The sequence below is a fragment of the Streptomonospora sediminis genome, assembly GCF_054778995.1.
This window is the reverse complement of record NZ_BAAGYZ010000093.1, coordinates 1-19127: the sequence shown is the minus strand read 5'-3', so window position 1 is coordinate 19127 and position 19127 is coordinate 1. Positions and strand designations below refer to the sequence as shown.

The 19127-nt window shown below is 72.3% G+C and carries 17 protein-coding genes; 8 read left to right on the top strand and 9 right to left on the bottom strand.

Annotated features, from left to right (window positions below; all coding sequences use genetic code 11):
* Positions 1-107: 107 nt before the first annotated feature.
* The 3 genes from ACYVD5_RS17885 to ACYVD5_RS17875 all read left to right on the top strand — a co-directional run bounded on the left by ACYVD5_RS17885 (position 108) and on the right by ACYVD5_RS17875 (position 5255).
* Complete coding sequence (locus tag ACYVD5_RS17885; RefSeq protein ID WP_461002205.1) at positions 108-1832, top strand: glycosyltransferase family 4 protein; 1725 nt, start codon at positions 108-110, stop codon at positions 1830-1832.
* Between the two features lie 630 nt (positions 1833-2462).
* Complete coding sequence (locus tag ACYVD5_RS17880; RefSeq protein ID WP_461002204.1) at positions 2463-3788, top strand: nucleotide sugar dehydrogenase; 1326 nt, start codon at positions 2463-2465, stop codon at positions 3786-3788.
* A gap of 225 nt (positions 3789-4013) precedes the next feature.
* Positions 4014-5255, top strand: coding sequence for a glycosyltransferase family 4 protein (locus tag ACYVD5_RS17875; RefSeq protein WP_461002203.1), 1242 nt, complete (start codon positions 4014-4016; stop codon positions 5253-5255).
* 111 nt (positions 5256-5366) lie between these two features.
* On the opposite strand, the gene ACYVD5_RS17870 is transcribed toward ACYVD5_RS17875, so the two are convergent.
* The 8 genes from ACYVD5_RS17870 to ACYVD5_RS17835 form a co-directional block, all read right to left on the bottom strand.
* Positions 5367-6197, bottom strand: coding sequence for a glycosyltransferase family 2 protein (locus tag ACYVD5_RS17870; RefSeq protein WP_461002214.1), 831 nt, complete (start codon positions 6195-6197; stop codon positions 5367-5369).
* A gap of 323 nt (positions 6198-6520) precedes the next feature.
* A complete protein-coding gene (locus ACYVD5_RS17865) occupies positions 6521-7291 on the bottom strand; it encodes a CDP-alcohol phosphatidyltransferase family protein (RefSeq protein ID WP_461002202.1) in 771 nt (256 codons plus the stop codon).
* Entirely contained in the window at positions 7269-8318 is a 1050-nt protein-coding gene (locus ACYVD5_RS17860) for an iron-containing alcohol dehydrogenase family protein (RefSeq protein WP_461002213.1), read from the bottom strand. The genes ACYVD5_RS17865 and ACYVD5_RS17860 overlap by 23 nt, the downstream gene beginning before the upstream one ends.
* 5 nt (positions 8319-8323) lie before the next feature.
* Positions 8324-9055 carry a phosphocholine cytidylyltransferase family protein gene (locus ACYVD5_RS17855; RefSeq protein ID WP_461002201.1) on the bottom strand — a complete coding sequence of 244 codons (732 nt, stop codon included), beginning with the start codon at positions 9053-9055 and terminating at the stop codon, positions 8324-8326.
* A gap of 16 nt (positions 9056-9071) precedes the next feature.
* On the bottom strand, positions 9072-9716 hold the full coding sequence (locus ACYVD5_RS17850) for a DUF5941 domain-containing protein (protein ID WP_461002200.1): 645 nt from the start codon (positions 9714-9716) through the stop codon (positions 9072-9074).
* A 3-nt stretch (positions 9717-9719) separates the two neighbouring features.
* Complete coding sequence (locus tag ACYVD5_RS17845; protein ID WP_461002199.1) at positions 9720-10715, bottom strand: hypothetical protein; 996 nt, start codon at positions 10713-10715, stop codon at positions 9720-9722.
* 144 nt (positions 10716-10859) lie between these two features.
* On the bottom strand, positions 10860-11618 hold the full coding sequence (locus ACYVD5_RS17840) for an ABC transporter ATP-binding protein (RefSeq protein ID WP_461002198.1): 759 nt from the start codon (positions 11616-11618) through the stop codon (positions 10860-10862).
* Positions 11619-11628: 10 nt separating this feature from the next.
* Complete coding sequence (locus ACYVD5_RS17835; RefSeq protein WP_461002197.1) at positions 11629-12456, bottom strand: ABC transporter permease; 828 nt, start codon at positions 12454-12456, stop codon at positions 11629-11631.
* A gap of 308 nt (positions 12457-12764) precedes the next feature.
* On the opposite strand from ACYVD5_RS17835, the gene ACYVD5_RS17830 reads away from it, so the two are divergent.
* Positions 12765-13607 carry an IspD/TarI family cytidylyltransferase gene (locus tag ACYVD5_RS17830; RefSeq protein WP_461002196.1) on the top strand — a complete coding sequence of 281 codons (843 nt, stop codon included), beginning with the start codon at positions 12765-12767 and terminating at the stop codon, positions 13605-13607.
* Complete coding sequence (locus ACYVD5_RS17825; protein ID WP_461002195.1) at positions 13604-14380, top strand: glycerophosphodiester phosphodiesterase; 777 nt, start codon at positions 13604-13606, stop codon at positions 14378-14380. Before ACYVD5_RS17830 ends, ACYVD5_RS17825 begins: the two co-directional genes overlap by 4 nt.
* A 52-nt stretch (positions 14381-14432) precedes the next feature.
* On the opposite strand, the gene ACYVD5_RS17820 is transcribed toward ACYVD5_RS17825, so the two are convergent.
* Positions 14433-15437, bottom strand: coding sequence for a glycosyltransferase family 2 protein (locus ACYVD5_RS17820; RefSeq protein WP_461002194.1), 1005 nt, complete (start codon positions 15435-15437; stop codon positions 14433-14435).
* Between the two features lie 490 nt (positions 15438-15927).
* On the opposite strand from ACYVD5_RS17820, the gene ACYVD5_RS17815 reads away from it, so the two are divergent.
* The 3 genes from ACYVD5_RS17815 (at position 15928) to ACYVD5_RS17805 (ending at position 19095) form a co-directional block, all read left to right on the top strand.
* Positions 15928-17430 carry an LCP family protein gene (locus tag ACYVD5_RS17815; RefSeq protein WP_461002212.1) on the top strand — a complete coding sequence of 501 codons (1503 nt, stop codon included), beginning with the start codon at positions 15928-15930 and terminating at the stop codon, positions 17428-17430.
* A gap of 177 nt (positions 17431-17607) precedes the next feature.
* A complete protein-coding gene (locus tag ACYVD5_RS17810; protein ID WP_461002193.1) occupies positions 17608-18246 on the top strand; it encodes a hypothetical protein in 639 nt (212 codons plus the stop codon).
* A gap of 162 nt (positions 18247-18408) precedes the next feature.
* On the top strand, positions 18409-19095 hold the full coding sequence (locus tag ACYVD5_RS17805) for a hypothetical protein (RefSeq protein ID WP_461002192.1): 687 nt from the start codon (positions 18409-18411) through the stop codon (positions 19093-19095).
* The last annotated feature ends 32 nt before the right edge of the window (positions 19096-19127 follow it).

Here is a 19127-nt window from a genome sequence, read left to right as displayed (position 1 = left end):
ATCGGCGGCTCCGCCGGCCCGGTCGCTGTACGAACGGGCGGCCGGTGCTGATGACATGATGTTCCCTTCGTTCCGATCCTCCGGAGCAGCGCCCGTTGGACGCGCCGATGTCACCGGCGGATCACCTCGACGTGGTTGGATACTCCACCGTGCGCAACTTCGTGAAGGCGGCCACCTTTACCGCAACCTTGACCTGGCGGCATCTGCGGACCGAGCCTGCTCGGATTCCGCTGCTGGCGCTGCGCTTGCTGCCGGGACGGGCGCGGACGGGTGCGCATACGGTACTCGGTCGAAGCGGTGCGCTGGGCGGGGCCTACGCCCTGTGGGACGCGGGTCGCCGAGCGGAGTCGCTCGATGCGGTCCGCAGTGCCGCCCATGGAGCCTCCAACCGTCGTCTCGCCCGTCTCGCCGCGTTCGCACTGGCGGTCGAGCAGCCCGGTGTCGCCGAAGAACTCATCGCGAAATTGCCGCAGGAGCGACGCCGGAGCGGGCTGGCGCACCGGCTGGCACTGACGACGGGCCGTGCAGTCCGCGAAGAGCCCCCCGGCCGGTGGCACCCCCTTACGGTAGCGCCGAGGGAGAAAACGCCGCGCCACGACACGATGAACGATCAGGAATCGGCCGATACCGGCCGACGGGTGCTGCACCTGGTCACGAACGCTCTGCCGCACACGAACGCGGGTTACACCCAACGCACGCACCGCATCGCCCAGGGCCAGCGCGCGGCCGGGCTCGATCCGCACGTGGCCACCCGGGCCGGCTACCCGCTCACCAAGGGCATCCCCGACACCCGCCGCCGTGTTGAGGTCGACGGCATCAGTTACCACCGGCTGCTGCCGTGGACCGCGCCCGCCGATTCGGACGCCGAGCTGCGCGCGGGACTGCGGTTGGGGTTGCCGCTGGCCGAGCGGTTGCGGCCCGCTGTGCTGCATGCGGCCAGCAACCACGGCAACGCCCGGCTGGCCTTGGAGCTCGGCCACCGCCTGTCGGTGCCGGTCGTCTACGAGGTGCGCGGGTTTTTGGAGGAGTCGTGGCTTTCGCGCGATCCCTCGCGCAGCACCGAAGACGCCTTCTATACCGCCGAGCGCACCCGCGAGACCGCCTGCATGCACGCCGCCGACCTGGTCGTCACGCTGGGCGAGACCATGCGCGCCGAGATCACCGGCCGCGGGGTCGACCCGGCGAAGGTGATCGTGGTGCCCAACGCGGTCGACGAGTCGTTCTTGGAGCCGCTGCCCGACGGCGCCGGGTTGCGCAGCGAACTGGGCATCGGCGCGGACGACTTCGTAGTGGGCACGACCACCAGCTGCTACAGCTACGAGGGTCTGGACACGCTGGTCGACGCGGTGGCCGAGCTGCGCCGCCGCGGGGTGGCCGCACACGCGCTGATCGTGGGCGACGGCCCGGAGCTGGGGGCGCTGCGCGAGCGCGCCGCGGCGGCCGGGTTGGGCGCGGCGGCCCACTTCCCCGGCCGGGTCCCCGCCGGTGAGGTCCGCCGCCACCACGCCGCGCTGGACGTCTTCGCGGTCCCGCGCCGCGACGAACGGGTCGGGCGGCTGGTGACCCCGCTCAAGCCGGTAGAGGCGATGGCCGGCGGGCTGCCGGTGGTGGCAAGCGACCTGGATGCGCTGCGGGAGATCGTCGAGCCGCAAAGCACCGGTGAGCTGGTTGCGCCCGGCCGGCCCGGCGAGCTTGCCGACTGCTTGGAGAAACTGGCCGCCGATCCGCAGACCCGCGCCGCCTATGGCCGCGCGGCCCGGGAGCGCGTGGGCCGCGACCGCACGTGGGAGGCTGCCGCGCACCGCTACATCGAGGCCTACGACCGGTTGTGAGAACCTGCGCGGCAGGTTTATTCGGTGGTCCCTTTCGGGCGGTTCGGTCCGGCTACGGTCGGGGGGCCTGGCCCGGTCGTCCCCCGCCGCCTTCCGCCGGCCCCGGCCAACCCGGTCGGGCCGATCGGCCGGGTTCGGTGCGGCACCGGTGCGGAATTGCTTCGTTCTGACCTGACCTGCTGCGACGTGTCCAGAAGCAACGGGGACCTGCTCCGGAACCCGTGCCCCGGAAAACCCTCCGTCAACGCTGATTCTGCATTCGTTCCGTCATTCCATCCCAAGAACGCCCATAGGCGAAATCTCAGGTGGCCTGCGGGTAAATTCCTCCAAACAAGTGAGAGTTCCAGCGGAGTGGCGCTGTTGCGCTGTTCTACAGTCGGGAACCAGGAGGGTGTGCGCCCGTGGCGCCTGCCGCACCATGCGGAGCGCCATGACCGATGATCGGCGCGCGCCGTGCACCGGTTCGGGAATCCGCAGGGCACTCCACGAAGATTTGGCCGAAACGGGCCAAACTTCGCAAGCCATGCCAACGCGCAGCCGTGCTCACGCGTCCCGTCACATGGGCGTATGGCAGTGCTCGTCAGCTCGAAAATTCCCACCCTGAAAAGAACGAAGGCGAGGGTGACCCCAGTGGACGTCGCTACCCCAACATCGGATCTGGTCGTCATCGGCTTGGGCTACGTCGGCCTGCCGCTGGCCCACCAGGCCACGCGCTCCGGGCTCGCCGTCACCGGGCTGGAAGTCAGCCCCACCGTCGTCGAGAGCCTCAACTCCGGCCGTTCGCACATCGACGACCTCGACTCCGCGGACATCGCCGAGATGGTCGAGGCGGGTTTCACCGCCACCACCGACCCGGCGGCGATCGCACACACCCGCAACATCGTCATCTGCGTGCCCACTCCGCTGTCCGACGAAGGCGGCCCCGACCTCGGCGCCGTCACCTCCGTCGGCCGGGCCATAGCGCCCCACCTGGCCCCGGGTACCCTGGTGGTACTGGAATCCACCACCTACCCGGGCACCACCGAAGAGGTCCTGCGGCCGCTGCTGGAAGAGTCCGGCCTGGTCGCCGGTTCCGACTTCCACCTCGCCTTCTCGCCCGAGCGCATCGACCCGGGCAACGCCACCTACGGCGTGGCCAACACGCCCAAGGTCGTCGGCGGCATGACCGAGCGCTGCGGCGAAACCGCCCGCGCCTTCTACAACCGCTTCGTCGACAACGTGGTCCAGGCGCGCGGCACCCGCGAGGCCGAGATGGCCAAGCTGCTCGAGAACACCTACCGGCACGTGAACATCGCCCTGGTGAACGAGATGGCCATCTTCTGCCAGGAACTCGACGTCGACCTCTGGGACGCCATCGCCTGCGCCGCCACCAAGCCGTTCGGGTTCCAGGCGTTCTACCCCGGCCCCGGGGTGGGCGGGCACTGCATCCCGATCGACCCGAACTACCTTTCCTACAAGGTCAAGACCCTGGGTTACCCGTTCCGGTTCGTCGAGCTGGCCCAGGAGATCAACGCCCGCATGCCCAGCTACGTGCTGCAGCGGTCGCTGGAACTGCTCAACGACGCCGGCCTCGCGCTGTCGCGTTCGCGCGTGCTGCTGCTGGGTGTCACCTACAAGGCCGACATCGCCGACCAGCGCGAGTCCCCGGCCCGCCCGGTCGCCCGCAAGCTGGCCGAGAAGGGCGCCACGCTGGTCTTCCACGACCCGCACGTCGAGGAGTGGAGCCTCAACGGCGAGGCCCTGCCCCGCGCGGCCGACCTGGAGCAGGCGATGGCCGAAGCGGACCTCACGATCCTGCTTACCGACCACAGTGTGTACACTCCCAAACTGCTCACCGAAAACGCGCGGCTGCTCCTGGACACTCGCGGTGTGCTGCGTCGGCTCGACCCGGCGGCGCTCCACGAGGAAGGCCACACGACCGCACCGATCACTCGTGAGGGGGTAGTCGTGCTCTGACGGGAGCACTCGCTATCCTGGCGCCCCCGCGACGATCGCCGACCGTCCCGCTGCAGCGAGGTGGCGACCGGAAGCCCGCGGGGGCTTCACCGACTCAACCTCTGGGTGTAACCCCGGTTTTCATCTGCTGTTTCCCGGCGTCCGTAGCTTGAAGAATCGGGCAAACAGCTCGAACTGGGGAAGAAACGCCCGGGAATTCGGCGTTCGGAAGTGGTGAACTCGCATATGCACGCTCTCGTGGCCACCGTGGTGCACCATCCCGAGGACGCTCGCATCCTGCACCGCCAGATCCGCGCTCTGCTCGACGCCGGCCATCAGGTCACTTACATGGCGCCCTTCGCCGACCGCGGTGTCACACCTTGGCAGGACCTCACCCCGATCGATGTCCCGCGCGCGGCCGGCCGGCGGCGCCTGGGCTCGCTTCGGGCGGCACGCAAGGCCCTGGCCGCCAAGGCTCCGCAGGCCGACGTCCTGCTCTTCCACGACCCCGAGCTCCTGCTCGCGCTGCCCCGCAAGCGCCCGGCGACCATCTGGGACGTCCACGAGGACGCGGCCGCGGCGCTGCTGACCAAGCCGTGGATGCCGCGCCCGCTGCGCCGTCCGCTGGGCCCCATAGTGCGCAGCTTCGAGCGGCGCGCCGAAAAGCAGATGCACCTGCTGCTGGCCGAGGAGGGCTACCGCGGCCGGTTCGCGCTATCGCACCCGGTCGTGCCCAACACCACCAACGTGCCCGCAGAGCTCGAACGCCGGCCCGGCACCGACCGGGTCGTCTACCTGGGCCACCTCTCCGAGGCCCGCGGCGCCAACGAGCTGGTCGAGATGGGCCGCCGGCTGCGTCCGCACGGCATCCGCGTCGAGGTCATCGGCGCCGCCGACCCGAGCATCCGGCCGATGCTGCGCGAGGCCCAGCGCGAAGAGTCCATCGAGTGGTACGGCTTCGTACCCAACGACCAGGCGCTGCGCATGGTCAGCGGCGCACTCGCGGGCATCTGCCTGCTGCAGGACACCCCGAACTACCGCAGCTCGCTGCCGACCAAGGTCGTCGAGTACATGGCGCACGGCCTGCCGGTCATCAGCACGCCCAACCCGGCCGCCGTTTCGCTGGTCACCGGGCGCAATGAAGGCGAGTGCGGGACCGTCGTACCCTTCGGCGACGGCGCCGCGGCGGCCGATGCCGTCCTGCGGCTGCAGTCGGACGCCGAACTGCGCGAGCGCTACTCGGCCACCGGGCACACCATCGCCCGCACGTCCTTCCACTGGCCGGTCCAGGCCGATCTGTTCGTGCAGCAGCTGGAGGAATGGGCGGGCACCGCGCCGAGCACGCCGCTGCCGGCGCAGGCCCGGGTCGAACTCGGCGGCCCGGCCACTCCGGCGGCCGACGCCGTTGAAGCCATGGAAAACGCCGACGGTGTCGGCACCGCCGAGTCCATGCCGGAGCCCGAACCCGCCAAACACTTGCCGCTGTAAAGCGACCCGCCGGCGGCCTGCGCAGGGCGGCAGACCGGCGGCGGGCCGCCGGGGCTGCCGCGGGTTGCCGGGAGCCGGCTGCTTACCGGGGCGGCTGTTTACCGGCCGGGCTCAGATGATCGGCGGCCGACCGGCGCGGGCCATCCGCCAAGCGGTGGACCAGCGCATGGGCGAGCGGGGGCCGCAGTCGCTGCGCCAACCCTCGGCGAACCCGCGGAACCAGGCCCGCAGCGCCGGCAGCGAGCGCACACGCAGCACCGTGATGGCGATCCACACGCCCAGGTGTCCAAGCGCCAGTGGCCACGGCAGGTTCCGGCGCACCAGCCAGACCCGGTTGCGGGCGTTGAGCCGGTAGAAGTCCTCGTGCCTGCTGGGGTGGGTGGAGGGGTGGTACATGACCGCTTCGGCGTCGTACTCGATGTGGTAACCGGAGTCGAGGACGCGCCAGGCAAGGTCGCTCTCTTCGTGGGCGTAGAAGAAGCCGCCGGGCAGCCCGCCCGCCTTTTCAAAGGCGGCGCGCCGCACGGCCGCCGCCCCGCCCAGAAACGTGGTGACCCGGCTGGAGCGCAGCGGGTCGCCGGCCCGCAACCGCGGCACGTAGCGGCGCTGGTCGGGGCCGCCATCAGGGTCGACGATCCGGAAGGTGAGGATGCCCAGCCCGGGATCGGCGGCGAACCTGCGGCTGACGTGGCGGGCGAGGTCGCGCGAGCGGTACCAGCCGTCGTCGTCGAGGAACAGCACGATATCGCCGCTGCAGGCCTTGACGCCGTGGTTGCGGCCCTCGGGAATGCCGATGTTGCGGGGCAGCTGGACGGTTACGACCTGCTCGGGAAGCGCGGGGAGTTCGGCGCCGTTGCTGACGACGATCAACTCCAGGTCGGCGTCTTCCTGCTCCAGGACGCTGGAGACCGCGCGGCGCAGCTCAGCCGGCCGGGTCCCCATGGTCAGGATGACGCAGGAGATCCTCAAGCGGTGCTCCTCTCCGTGCCCGGCCGAAGAGTCTTCGTAGTTAACACTACGGGAAGAGATGGTGCCGCCGAAGGGCACCCCGGAGGGTGCCGCGGCGGCCGGCTCGGCGGACGCGGACTCGGGACTGGTCGGCAGACCTGGACTCGTCATAGGTACCGTTCGATAACGTGGACGCACAATTGACGCAGCATGACGGTCGCATGGCGCGACTAACGAAATGATAAGTACTGCCGACCACCGCCGCGGCTGTGACGCGAAACACGCGCCGTATTCGCCCCGTGCGGTTCGGCAGGCGGCTACTCCAGGCGGCGCGAGGCCAGCACGCTCACCATGTGCAGGAACGTCTGCACCACGGCGACCGCCACACACACCGCGACCAGCGCCCGGGTCGCCATCAGGTCGCCGCGCACCAGGTCGATCACTGCGGTGCCCAGCGCCAGCAGCGACAGCTCGACCGAGAGGATGACCCGGTGGAACCGCAGCGCCGCGGCCGCCTTGCGGGCCATGCCCAGCCGCGCCGAACGGGGTGCGAGCGCGGCGTCGGTGACCTTCTCGGGCAGGCCGGCCTTGGCCCGGGCCACCACGACGTTGTCGGTTTCGGCCTTGATGAGCGCGGCGCCGAGCGCGGCGGCCATGCCCGCGATCACCCAGCCGCCGGCGTCGAACCCGCCCTGCGCGCGCACACCCAGCCCGATGAGCAGGGCGACCTCGGCCAGGTAGTGCCCGATCCGGTCCAGGAAGATCCCGGCCACACTGGTGCGGCCGGTGAACCGGGCGACCTCGCCGTCGGAGCAGTCCAGCAGCAGGTAGACCTGCACCAGGAGCACCGCCAGCACGGCCGACCACAGCCCGCCCAGGGCCAAAACCGCGCCGCCGAGCACCCCCGTGGCCATCATCAGGTAGGTGATGGGGTTGGGCGGCACGCCCAGCCGCACGAACACCACGCTGAGGTAGGGCGAGAGGTCGCGCATGTAGAGCCGGCCCGCCCAGTGCTCCTCGTTCAGGCGCTCCTTGATGCCCGCGGGCTGTCCGCCCGAGCGCACCTCAGCGATCGATGGTTTTGGCATACTCCGCCACGCTCCGCCTGATGTCGTCGTCCGATAGGGCCAGGTGCTCCAGCACGGTGTAGCGCCCCGGCCGGGTGGCCGGAGCATGGGACACCGCGCGTGCGAACTGCTCCTCGTCCAAGCCGACGTCGCCGGGCAGAGCGGGCAGGCCGTGGCGGCGCAGGCAGGCGCGGAGCTCGTTCATGCGCGCCTCACCGAAACCCTGGTAGCGGCTGCGCAGGAAGTAGGCGTAGAGGGCGCCGATACCGGCCAGTTCCCCGTGGTTGCTCGTTCCCGGGTAGAGCTGGTCGATGGCGTGCAGCACCTCGTGGCACGCGCCGCTGGCCGGGCGGCTGGACCCGGCCACCGACATCGCCATGCCGGAAAGCACCAGGGCTTCGGCCAGCGCGGTCAGAAAGTCCTGGGAGTCCACGGTGTCGCGGCGGTTGACGATGGCCTCGGCCGCGGTGCGGGCAAAGGTGACCGCCATGCCGTCGACGGGTTCGCCCTGTTCGCGGCCTGCCAGCTCCCAGTCGGCGATGGCCGACAGGTTGCTCACGACGTCGCCGATGCCCGAGCGCACCAGGCGCTGGGGGGCGGCGCGCACGTAGTCGACGTCGACCACGACCGCGACCGGCATCGTGACGCCGTAGGAGCCCTTGCCGCTCTCATGCTCCAGGGAGCTGACCGGCGAAGCGATGCCGTCGTGGGAGAGGTTGGTGGCCACGGCGACCATCGGGATGCCGGCCATCGAGGCCGCGAACTTGGTCACGTCGATGGTTTTGCCGCCGCCGATGCCGGCGACCGCCTCGTAGGCGCCCGAACGCAGCTTCTTGCCCAGCTCGGTGGCGACATCGACACTGCCGCCTTCGACCTTGAACACCTCGCAGTGCGGCAGGTCCAGCTCGCCGGCGATCTGGGAGCCCTGCCCCGGCCCCACGGCCACGGCGATGCGGCCCTCGTTGGCGATGCGCCGGTCGGCCAGGACGGTCCCCAGTGAGGCGATGGCCCCCTGGCGGACGTCGATGGCCAGCGGCGCGTTGATCATGCGGGCTAGTAGCGGCATGCGATCTCCCTGGCGAGGTTCAGGTCGTCGTGGTCGTCGACCTCGACCCAGTCGACCTCGCCGATCGGCGCAACGGCGACCTTGCCGCCCCGGTCGACCAGCTCCTGGAACCCGTCCTCGTAGTACAGCTGGGGGTCGCGCTCCCAGGTCGCCTGCAGCGCGTCGGCCAGCCGCGCACCCAGCGAGCCCTCGATGAGGGTCGCGCCGATGTACTCGCCGGCGGCCTCGGCGGGGTCCATGAGCTTGGTGATGCGGCTGAGGTGGCCCGACCCGTCCAGGGTCACCTTCATCTCTTCGTCAGCCAGAGTTTTGGCATTGTCCACCGCAAGGAGCAGTTCCGGCCCGCGCGCGGCGAGTAGCGTCTTCTCGACACTCACCGGGTGGACGGTGTCGCCGTTGACGAGGAGGACGCCTTCGGAGAAGTACTCGCGCGCGGTCCACAGGGAGTACGCGTTGTTCCACTCCTCGGCCTTGTCGTTGTAGGCCAAGGTCAGGTTCACGCCGTGGCGGCGCTCCAGCTGCGCCTTGCGCTGTTCGACCGCCTCAGCGCGGTAGCCCACGACCACGACCACGTCGGTCAGGCCCGCAGCGGCGAGATTGCGCAGCGAGATGTCCATGATGGTCGTCTCACCATCGACCGGCACCAGGGCCTTTGGCAGGGTGTCGGTGTAGGGGCGCAGGCGGCGGCCCGCTCCAGCGGCAAGAACCATTCCGAGCATGTGGGCGTGCTCCTCCTTAAGTCGTGGAGGCGTCGACGCCTCCCGATTCGTTGCGCGGCGCGTCCGCATCCGCGATCGGGGCCGCCATCCAGCTCGCCGCGGCTTCCCAAACGAGCAATACCGCAAGGTAACCCGTCAGTACACCGTAGGTGAACGGCAGCCAACCTAACGCCCCGCCGGCGGCAACGACCACCATGCGCCCGTCCCAACCGAGCATCGCCTGCATGGCCCAGGGGGGCGGGCGCAGACCGCTGCGCGTGCGGTGCACGGCGTCGGCGTGGTGCAGTGCGACCGCAGTCAAGAGTACGAAAACCAGCGGACCGGGTACGCCGGACCCGTAGCCGAGCGCGAACAGGTAAAGGTACTCCGTCGCGCGCAGGAGGGGCGGGACCAGCCGGTCCAGGCGTCCGTCGTGCGGGTGCCCGGAGGCGACTCCGGAGAGCAGTAGCGCGGCCACCGGTGCGAACAGGGTAATGCCTTGCATCTGGCCCAGGCCCGCCAGGATGACGACCCCGGCGACCACCGCCCCGGCCACCGCGGGAAGCAGCGGGGGCAGACCGCCGGCGGCGAGGCGGCCCAGGCCGGTGCTCAGGTGGCCGTCGTCACGCAGGAAACGCAGGTCCGCATCGTCGCGGACGGGCGGCCGAGGGGGTGCGCCCATAGTTCACCTCTGGATGTCTCGGGTCGGGTTGCCGACGAGCTCTGCGGTAACCGCGAGGGCGCAGCCCACGATCAATGCGACGAAAGTCACTCGAACGTCCCAAATCAATATGGTAACGGCCACTACGCCGAACCGCGCGGCCTGCGGGAAGTCCATGGCGGGCCGGAACGGGAGCCTGGCACGCCGCAGGATGCCGGGGCCGACCGGGCCGGAGTGCGGCGCGCTGCGGGCCGCGCCGGGCTGCGGTGCGGCGCCGGGTTCGGCGGGCCCGCCGCCGTCCTCGGCGCCGGCCCCTGGACCCAGGGTCTCGGCGCGTCCGGCCCGCCAGCCCGGCCATGGGGCGCCCTTGGGCAGGGTGCGGATGCGCAGCGGCGGCTCGGGCGGGGTGTCGGGGCGGTCCGGTTCCGGGGCGGTATCGCCGCTGGAGCCGCCACCGCGGTCGCCCCCGTCACCGGCGCCGCCGAGGAGTTCGGCGGCCAGGGAGTCGTCGCCGGGCGCTTGGCCGGCCCCGTGGCGGCTGGGGTCGGCGGCGCCGACCGGCCAGTCGGCCCCGCCGTTGGCGGTCCACTCCGGATCGCCGAGCCGCGCTTCGCGCGCGGCCGTGATGGAGTCGCGCAGCGCGACGGCGATGAGCGCCCCCGCCGCCCAGGCCCAGGCGTCGGCTACTCCGGCGACCGCGCCGCCGATCGCCAGCCCGGCGAAGACGGCGTACTCGCGCAGCCGCGCCAGCATCACCGCCAGCCACAGGTCCAGCCGGTCGCGGCGCAGGCGCCCGGCGGCGATGCGCATCCGGTGGGCCAGCAGGTCGGTGGCCAACACGGCTGCCAGCAGCAGCGAACCGCACACGGCGCCGCGCAGCCCGCCCTCGGTGAACCACAGTGCAGCCGCAACGGCGAGCACCAGGCCGATGCGGGACATGGCGGCCTGGCTGACCCGGCCCGCGGACGGCCGGCCGCTGAACGGGCGGAAGCGCCCGGCGCCCGCATCGACATCAGACACGGCAGTGCCCCTCCCACGCGCCCCGGCCCTGCCGGACGGGTCGCCGGCGGCCGGACCCACCCAACACGGCCTGGCCTTCACCGTGTACCCAGAGGGGTACTTGAGGCAACCACCGGCACACCGGGCAACCCGGGAGGAGTCCATTCAGGCACGGTGGTCGGCGTGCAGATCGGACCGGTAGGCGGCCAGCGCCGTGTCGATGTCGGTGTCCAGCGCCAGGGCGCCGTCCTTGAGGTACAGCCCGCGGCTGCAGAAGTGCCGCAGGTCGTCCTCGCTGTGGGAGACCAGCACCATCGTCCGGTCATCGGCCAGCATGCGTTCGATGGCGCCGTAGCACTTCTGCTTGAACTCGCGGTCGCCGACCGCCAGCACCTCGTCGACCAGCATGATCGGATGTTCCAACTGGGCGACCAGGGCGAAGCCGAGCCGGACCTTCATGCCGCTGGAGTAGTGCCGCACGGGCATGTCGACGTAGGCCGCGCGCAGGTCGGCGAACTCCACGATCGCTTCGAACCGCTCGTCGAGCGCCTGGCGGCTCATGCCGTGCAGAGAGCCGACGAGGTGGATGTTCTCGCGCCCGGTGAGCCGGCTGTTGAATCCGGCGCGCAACTCCAGCAGCGGCGCGACCCTGCCGCGGACCTCGACGCCGCCCTCGTCGGGGATGAGCACTCCGGCGATCAGCCGGAGGAGGGTGGACTTGCCCGTGCCGTTCCTGCCGACGATGCCCACGCACTCGCCCCGGCGGATGCAGAAGGACGCGCCGCGCACCGGCCAGAAGGGGCCGTTCGCGGCGCCGGGGGCCCGCTTGGCGCCCAGGAGCACCTCGCGCAGGCTGCGCCGGTGCCTGCCGCCTGCCGGGAAACTGATGCCGAGCCCGGTGGCCTCGATGACGGGCTCCGCCATTGCAGCTCCTTCACAGCTCTTTCAGCACCGCTGCCTCAAGCCGCCGGAATGCCAGGTACCCCGCGATGAGGACCAGCACCGAGCCGCCGATGCTGGTGGCCAGAATCAGGGCGTTGGGGGCATCGGCCGGGTACCAGACCGCGTGGTGCATCTTGAAGATACCCAGTAGCGGATTGAACTGGAAGAGAGTGACAAACCAGGCGGGGAAGCGGTCCGACTCCAGTACCAGGGCCGACGGGATGATGATCGCCGAGGCGTAGAACAGCACCCGGTTCAGGATGCGCACGACCCGCTCGACATCGCGCACCAGCACGTTCACCGGCGCCAGCAGCAGTGTCATACCCAGCGAGAACACGAGCTGCACGGTGACCGCCAGCGGCAACCACACCAGCAGGCCCTGGGCGCTGGTGCGCCCGCCCAGCGCGACGGCGAAGACCAGCAGCACCGGCCAGGTGAACAGGTAGTCGACGAACTTCGCGGCGACCGCCTGGATCGGGAAGATCTCCCGGGGGACCTGCATCGTGGTGATGAGTTTGGCGTGGGTGATGAGAGCCGTGGGCGCCTGCCCGAGCGACTGGGAGAACCACAGCCACGGCAGCAGGCCCGAGATCAGGAAGAGCGGGTAGCCGCCGGGGGCGTCGCCGCCGCCGGGCACCCCGCGCCCGGTGCCGAAGATCAGGCCGAAAACGAAGAAGTACACCGCGGCCATCGCAAGGGGTTCCAGCATCGACCACGCGTAGCCCAGGACCGAGCTCTGGTACTTGACCTTCAGATCGCGCCGCACCAAGAGGCCGACGACCTGCCGGTTGCGCCAGACGGACAGCGCCCGTGCGGCCACCGCCACCTCCTCGGGATGTCCTCCGCAGCCGGCGGCCGAAGGGCGCGGAGGGCGCAACCAGCCTACCCGCGCGGGACCGCGCCGCCGGGCCTGTGCCGGGCCTGTGCCGGGCCTGTGCCGCCCGGATCCTCCCGCCGCCCGGGTCCGGCTGCCGGAGTCCGCTAACCTCGGTTGGTGCAAATGCCGTCCGGTCCCGACCGCGGCCGCCTCCCGCCGATCCCGCCCGACGTGTGCCGCCTTCGGCCCCGGGCGCGGCCGCCGGGAGCGGGACCGGCGCCCGCGCGGCCGCGGCCAGGGAGGAACACACGATGGCGGTGGACCCGGTCCCGCCCGCACATCCGGACCCGGGCGCGCGCCCGCACGTCACCGCGGCGGTGCTGGCGGGCGGCATAGGCGCGCGCATGGGCGGCGAGCGCCCCAAGCAGCTCCTGCCACTGGCGGGGCGCACGGTGCTCGAACACGCCCTTGCCGCGTTCTGCGCCGCGCCCGAGATCGACGACGTCGTCCTGCTGATGTCCGCCGGGTACCTGCCCGAGGCCGAGCAGGCCGCCGCCGCGGTCGAGGGGTCGGCGAAGGTTTCGGCCGTCCTGCCGGGCGGGGCCAGCCGCACCGAGACCTCCGCGGCGGCACTGCGCGCGCTGGAACACCGCGGCGACGGCGACCTGGTGCTGCTGCACGACGCCGCGCGCCCGCTGGTGACCCCGGAGGTCATCGGCGCCTGCGTCGGGGCGCTCGCCGAGTCCGGCGCCGTGGGTGTCGCCGTCCCGGCCGGCGACACGGTGGTGGAGGTCTCCGCCGGCGCCGGCGGCGCCGAGGTACTGCACAGCGTGCCGCCGCGGTCGTCGCTGCGCCGCATGCAGACACCGCAGGGGTTCCGACTGGGGGTGGTCCGGCGCGCCTACCGGCTGGCGCTGGCCGACCCCGCTCTGGCGGCCACCGACGACTGCGGTGTGGTGCTGCGCTACCTGCCCGGCGAGGAGGTCCGCATCATCGCCGGCGACGAATCCAACATCAAGGTGACCAACCCCGGCGATGTCGAACTCGCCGAGACCCTGCTGCGCGTGCGCAGCGGCGCCGGGCCGGCCGCCGGGCACGCCGGGCGGGCGCAGGAGCACCGCCGGCCCGCCGACCGGCAGGAGGCGCGGGGGTGACCGTCTTCAGCGCGCCCGAGGTGATCGGGCACCGCGGGGCCGGGCGCGGCTCCGAATCGGGCCGCCCGGAGAACTCCGCGGAGTCCTACCGGGCGGCGGTGGCGGCCGGTGCCGAGTGGATCGAGATCGACGTGCGGCGCACCGCCGACGATGCGCTGGTCGTCAACCACGACGCCGCCCTGCCCGACGGGCGGCCGATCATCGACCTGCCCGGCGAGGTGTGCCGCGAGCACGGCCTGCTGGCCCTGGACGAGGCGCTGGCGGCGGTACCCGCGTCCATCGGGCTGGACATCGACGTCAAGACGGTGATGGAGGACGCGGTCGACCCGCCGGAGCGGCGCACCGCGGCCCTGCTGCTGCCGGTGCTGCGCCGCGAGGCCGAGCGCCGCCGCACCGCCGCGGGCCGCGAGCGCCTGTTCGTGTGCTCGTTCGACCCCGCGGCGCTGCTGTCGGTCCGCGAGCACGCGCCGGAGATCCCGGTGGCGTGGATGCCGTTCGTGCGCAACCCCTTGGACCAGGCGGTGGCCGGCGCCGCCGGGCTCGGCTGCGCGATCGTCGCCATCGACGCCCGCTCCTTCGGCCTGGCCGGCGACCCGCCGGTCCCGGGCCGCCGCGAGGTCGGCTACACGGTCGGGCTCGCGCACCGCGCCGGCCTGGAGGTGGTGTCGTGGTGCCCCGACCCCGTGGACGCGGCCCGCTTCGCCGATGCGGGCGTGGACGCGGTGGTCGTCGACGACGTTCCGGGGGTGGCGGCGGCCCTCAAGGGGGCCTGAGGGGAGCCACTCGTCCGCGGGGGTGACCCCGATCGCTGCCGCGTCACCGACCTCAGGCGTGCTGCTCGCGGTTGGCCCGGGCCACGCGGGAGTCGGAGCCGAGGCCGGGGGGGCTGGTGAGGAAACCCGTGCCCCAGGCCATGTGCATGGCGGCCAGGGCCACCGGGATGCTCAGGCGGGCCTTCGCGGGCAGGCCGGCGCCCAAGGGGACCGAGACTGCGAGGATCGCCGCGGCGTAGGTGCCGGGGACCAGCCAGGCGGGCCAGAACACGAACCCGCCGACAAGGCCGAGTGCGATCGCGGCCACGGCCGCGGGCGGGGCCAGGTAGCGCAGGTTGATGGTGCCCTTGTGCTGGCGGGCGACCACGCGGCGCCAGCGCCCGTAGTTGAAGTACTGCTTGGCCAGCGCCCGCACGGTGGGGCGGGGCCGGTAGGAGACCCGCATCCGCGGCTGGAACCAGACCGTTCCCCCGCTGGTGCGGATGCGGTGGTTCATCTCCCAGTCCTGGGCGCGCAGGAACGCCTCGTCGTAGCCGCCCACGCGTTCGAGCGCCGAGCGGCGGAAAACGCCGAGGTAGACGGTGTCGGCGGGGCCGCCTGCGCCGCCGGTGTGGAAGCGGGCGTTGCCGACGCCGACCTTGGAGGTCATAGCGGCGGCCACCGCTTTCTCCCACGGGGTTTCGCCTTCGGCTGCCATGATGCCGCCCACGTTGTCCGCGCCGGTCTCCTCGATTGTGCGCACCGCGACCGCAAGGTAGTCGGCGGGCATCATCGAGTGGCCGTCGATGCGCGCCACGATGGTGTGCGAGGACGCTCCGATCGCGGCGTTGAGCCCGGCCGGGGTGCGGCCGGTGGGGTTGGCGACCACCTGCACCCGGGCGTCCTCGGCCGCGATGCCGTCGGCGACCTCCCGGGTGCGGTCGGCGGAGGGGCCCACGGCGAGCACGACTTCGAGTTCGCCCGGATAGTCCTGGTCGAGGACGTGGCGCACTGCCGAGGCCAGGTGGCGCTCCTCGTTGACGACGGGCATGACGACGGATACGGCCGGCCAGATCACAGGCGATTCCAACGGTCAGGCTGCACGGGGTGCGCGGCCGCTTCGCGGCTCTGCAGTCGATACGGTACTGCACTTTGCGGCCGCAACCGGCCATGGCCGCGGGCCCTCCGGCCGCGGCGGGCACAGGTGTTTTCGGACGCCGGGACGGCGGGCTCGCCGAACCGGGCGCTGAACCCCGCGCACCCCCGCAGCGTCTCAACTGCAGAAGCGCCGGACCACCATCGGTGCCGGCACTGCCGCCGAACAGGGCAACACGCCGAGAGGCGACATCGGGCGAGTGATCGGTGGATTCGGTGACAACCTAGTAACGCTAATCGGGGGCCGGTGGACTCGCGGAACCGGCAGCGCAGCGCGCTTCCAGCCGCTCCGCCGACCCGTTCCGCCCCGCGCAGCGCCGCGGAGCGGCGAGCGGACGGAGGGTGCTGTGAGCGACCGCACCGGTGACGACCGGCGCAGCGGAAAGGGCGATCCCGGCGGCGAGTTCCGGCGGATGCGTTCCGCACCAACCCCGCCGCAAGGCTCGGCGCGGGCGTTCTCGCCGCCCAGCGCCCGGATCCGCCGCCAGCGGGCGCTGCTGCTGCTGGCCGGGACCATGTCCGTGCTGGTGCTGCTGGCATCGGGTACCGCGTGGTCGCTGACCGGGTGGGTTTCGGGACAGCTGAACCGATTCGACGTCTTCGGTGCGCTCGCCGACGGCGGGCGCCCGGAGGTCGGTGCCACCGGTGCGCTGAACTTCCTGGTCATCGGCTCCGATACCCGCGACGGTATGGACCGCGGCGAACAGAACGAACTGGGCGTGGGCGACGCCGACGGCAAGCGCTCGGACACGATGATGCTCGTGCACCTCAACCACGAGCGCGACCACATCACCGTGGTGGGCATCCCCCGCGACTCGTGGGTCGACGTTCCCGGCCACGGCAAGAACAAGATCAACGCCGCCTACTCCTTCGGCGGCCCGGCCCTGGCCGTGCAGACCGTGGAGTCGGCGACCCATGTGCGCATCGACCACTACGTCGAGGTCGACTTCGGCGGGTTCGTCAAGATGGTCGACGCGCTGGGCGGCATCAAGGTCTGCCTGCCCGAGCCCATCAACGACCCCAAAGCCCACCTGCAGATGGAGGCGGGCACGCACAGCGTCGGCGGCACCCGGGCACTGGCCTTCGCCCGCACCCGCCAGACCGCCGGCGGCGACCTCGACCGCATCGACCGCCAGCAGCAGGTCATCTCGGCGATGCTGGAGACCGCGCTGAGCACCGACACCCTGTCCGACCCGCAGCGCTTCGGCGAGTTCGCCGACACCGCGCTGAACTCGATCACCGTGGACCAGGGCCTGGACACGTCGCGGATCAACGAGCTCGCCGGCCGGCTCCGCGGTATCGGGCTGGGCGATGTCGCCCTCACCACCGTCCCCGTCGACCAGGCGGATTACGAAACCCCGCACGGTGACGTCGCCGTCACCTGGGACCGCGAAGCCGCGGCCGACATGTTCGCCAAGATCAACGCCGACAAACCGCTCAACGGCCCCCAGGACGGCGGATCGGGCGGCGGATCCGGCGGCGGGGGAACGGGTGGGGGCGAGCCCTCCGGGCCGGGCGAGGTGAACCTGCAGGTCTTCAACGGCACCGGGCAATCCGGGCTGGGCGCGCAGGTCAGCAGGGCCTTCAGCGACGCCGGTTTCCAGGTCGCCACGCCCGCGCGCAACTGGTCGGAGACCGACGTGGCCGAGACCCTGGTGCGCCACGGCCCGCAGCACAAGGCCGCCGCCGAACTGGTGGCCGGGGCCGTGCCGGGGGCCGTGCTGCAGGAGGACGCCGGGCTCGGCGAGCAGATCCAGGTCGTTGTGGGCTTCAACTACCGCGAGGTGCAGCCGCCCGGCGCTGGTGAACCCGCCGCCGCACCGCAGCCGCAGGAACAAGAGCAGGAACAGCAGCAGGCCACCGGGGCCGGTACGTCGAACGCCTCGACCGCCCGCGAGAACGTCTGCGCCGACTGACGCCCGCAGGAGTGGGAGCGGTGTCCCCGCGGTCCCGCTGCGCGGGGCTGGGCCGGCCGGTGCGGTCCTGCGCGGGCGGGGCCTGCGGCGAGCGCTGGGATGCCCGCCCTGCGGGCGATACCGTGGGATACCCGGGTCCGCTGCCGGGGACGTACGGCGACCCCCTGAGGAGCCACGATGCTGCACCACGTGATCGGTCTCTTGGCCGGTGCGGTCCTTGCCCCGGCCCTGTGGCTGGCGCTGGGCTGGTCCGGCGGGCAGGTGTCGCCCGCCCTGGACGGCGGCGGCTCCGGCACTCCGCCGGCCCTTACCGCTGTCGCGGTCCTGATGATCGCCGGGTTGGCCTGCGGGTTCATGGCGAGCGCCCGCATTTCGCCGCTGGCCGCGCTGATCTGCGGCGGCCTGGTGCTGGGTTATGCGCTGTGGCCGATCATGGCGCCGGGCAGCCTGGCGAACGCGCTGCCGGGGTGGGTGCCCACCGACTCGCTCTTCCACCCGCGGGGTCCCGGTCTGGTGCTGGCGCTGCCGCTGGGCACGCTGCTGTTCATCTCCGGGGTTGTGCCGTCGCGGTGGCGGTCCCGGCGCGAACCCGACCCATACCCGCAGCCGATCGCGCCGCCTCCGGCCGATGCGGTCGCCGCCGAACCACGCGGGCCCGAACCCGCCGAGCCGCCGCTGGGCGACCCGGACAAGACGACCACACCCATGACCCGGGAGCGGATGACACGGCGCCGGATGGGCCGGCCCCGTTGGAAGGCGACCTCCCCCGAGCCCGCGAGCGACACCTTGGAGTTCGAGCGCGACGAGCCCCGCTGAGGCCGCGGGCACCGGCGCCCGAGCGGACCCGCTCGCCGCTGCGCCCGCCGGGTGAGCGCCCGGCCCGCGGCGTTGCCGCGGTCCGCACCGACCCCTGGCACATGCCCGCCGTTCCGGGCTAGCGTTGGCTTCCAGCGCGTCCTGCGGTGAGGAGCCGGTGCCATGTCCAACGGTCTGCGTCATTTCCTCGGGCTGCCCATCGCGGTCGTGGTCACCCCCGTTTTCGCGGCGGGGCTGGCCTGGGCGCCGCACTGGGCGCAGCGCGCCGGTTCGGGCTACGACCCGACCGCCGTACCCGGTGTGCCTCCGTGGGTGCCGCTCGTGGCCGTACTGGCCGTACTGGGCCTGCTGCTGGGGCTGGTCGCCGGCTCGCGGGTCTCGCCGGTGGCGGCGCTGCTGTCCGGGCTGGCCCTGGGCGCGGCGGGTGTCCTGGAAACCGCGGCGCTGCCCATGCCGGACATCGCCACGGTGCTGGCGCTGCGCCCCGGTTCGGGCGGCGGCACCCCCTGGTTCGAGTGGGGGCCGCTGTTCACCGTGGTCGGCACCGCCCTGTTCTGCTCGGCGCTACCGCCGTCGCGCTGGCGGGGCCGCGACCGCGGGGACGAGGCCGCCATCGCCTACCAGGGCTCCTACGGAGGCGACCGCGGCGGTTACGAGCAGGCCGGTGCCCCCGCCGCCTCCCCCGCTACTCCGCCCCAGGGCACCCCGGCGACCACCTGGGACGCCGACGGCATGCCGCCGCGCTACCACGTACCCGAGCCCCCGGGCAGCGGGCCGCGGGCCGCGGGCTGGAACGACCGCCGCCCGGGCGCGGGCGGCGGCACCGGATACCCGTCCCCGCCCGGCTGAGCGGACCGGCACAAACCGCAACACCGGCCACC

Coding starts and splice junctions, on each gene's coding strand:
- ACYVD5_RS17860 (WP_461002213.1), bottom strand. CDS start 8,318: ATGATCAACGCGCCGCTGGCCATCGACGTCCGCCAGGGGGCCATCGCC.
- ACYVD5_RS17885 (WP_461002205.1), top strand. CDS start 108: ATGTCACCGGCGGATCACCTCGACGTGGTTGGATACTCCACCGTGCGC.
- ACYVD5_RS17840 (WP_461002198.1), bottom strand. CDS start 11,618: ATGGCGGAGCCCGTCATCGAGGCCACCGGGCTCGGCATCAGTTTCCCG.
- ACYVD5_RS17875 (WP_461002203.1), top strand. CDS start 4,014: ATGCACGCTCTCGTGGCCACCGTGGTGCACCATCCCGAGGACGCTCGC.
- ACYVD5_RS17810 (WP_461002193.1), top strand. CDS start 17,608: ATGCTGCACCACGTGATCGGTCTCTTGGCCGGTGCGGTCCTTGCCCCG.
- ACYVD5_RS17830 (WP_461002196.1), top strand. CDS start 12,765: ATGGCGGTGGACCCGGTCCCGCCCGCACATCCGGACCCGGGCGCGCGC.
- ACYVD5_RS17865 (WP_461002202.1), bottom strand. CDS start 7,291: ATGCCAAAACCATCGATCGCTGAGGTGCGCTCGGGCGGACAGCCCGCG.
- ACYVD5_RS17805 (WP_461002192.1), top strand. CDS start 18,409: ATGTCCAACGGTCTGCGTCATTTCCTCGGGCTGCCCATCGCGGTCGTG.
- ACYVD5_RS17855 (WP_461002201.1), bottom strand. CDS start 9,055: ATGCTCGGAATGGTTCTTGCCGCTGGAGCGGGCCGCCGCCTGCGCCCC.
- ACYVD5_RS17850 (WP_461002200.1), bottom strand. CDS start 9,716: ATGGGCGCACCCCCTCGGCCGCCCGTCCGCGACGATGCGGACCTGCGT.
- ACYVD5_RS17870 (WP_461002214.1), bottom strand. CDS start 6,197: ATGGGGACCCGGCCGGCTGAGCTGCGCCGCGCGGTCTCCAGCGTCCTG.
- ACYVD5_RS17815 (WP_461002212.1), top strand. CDS start 15,928: ATGCGTTCCGCACCAACCCCGCCGCAAGGCTCGGCGCGGGCGTTCTCG.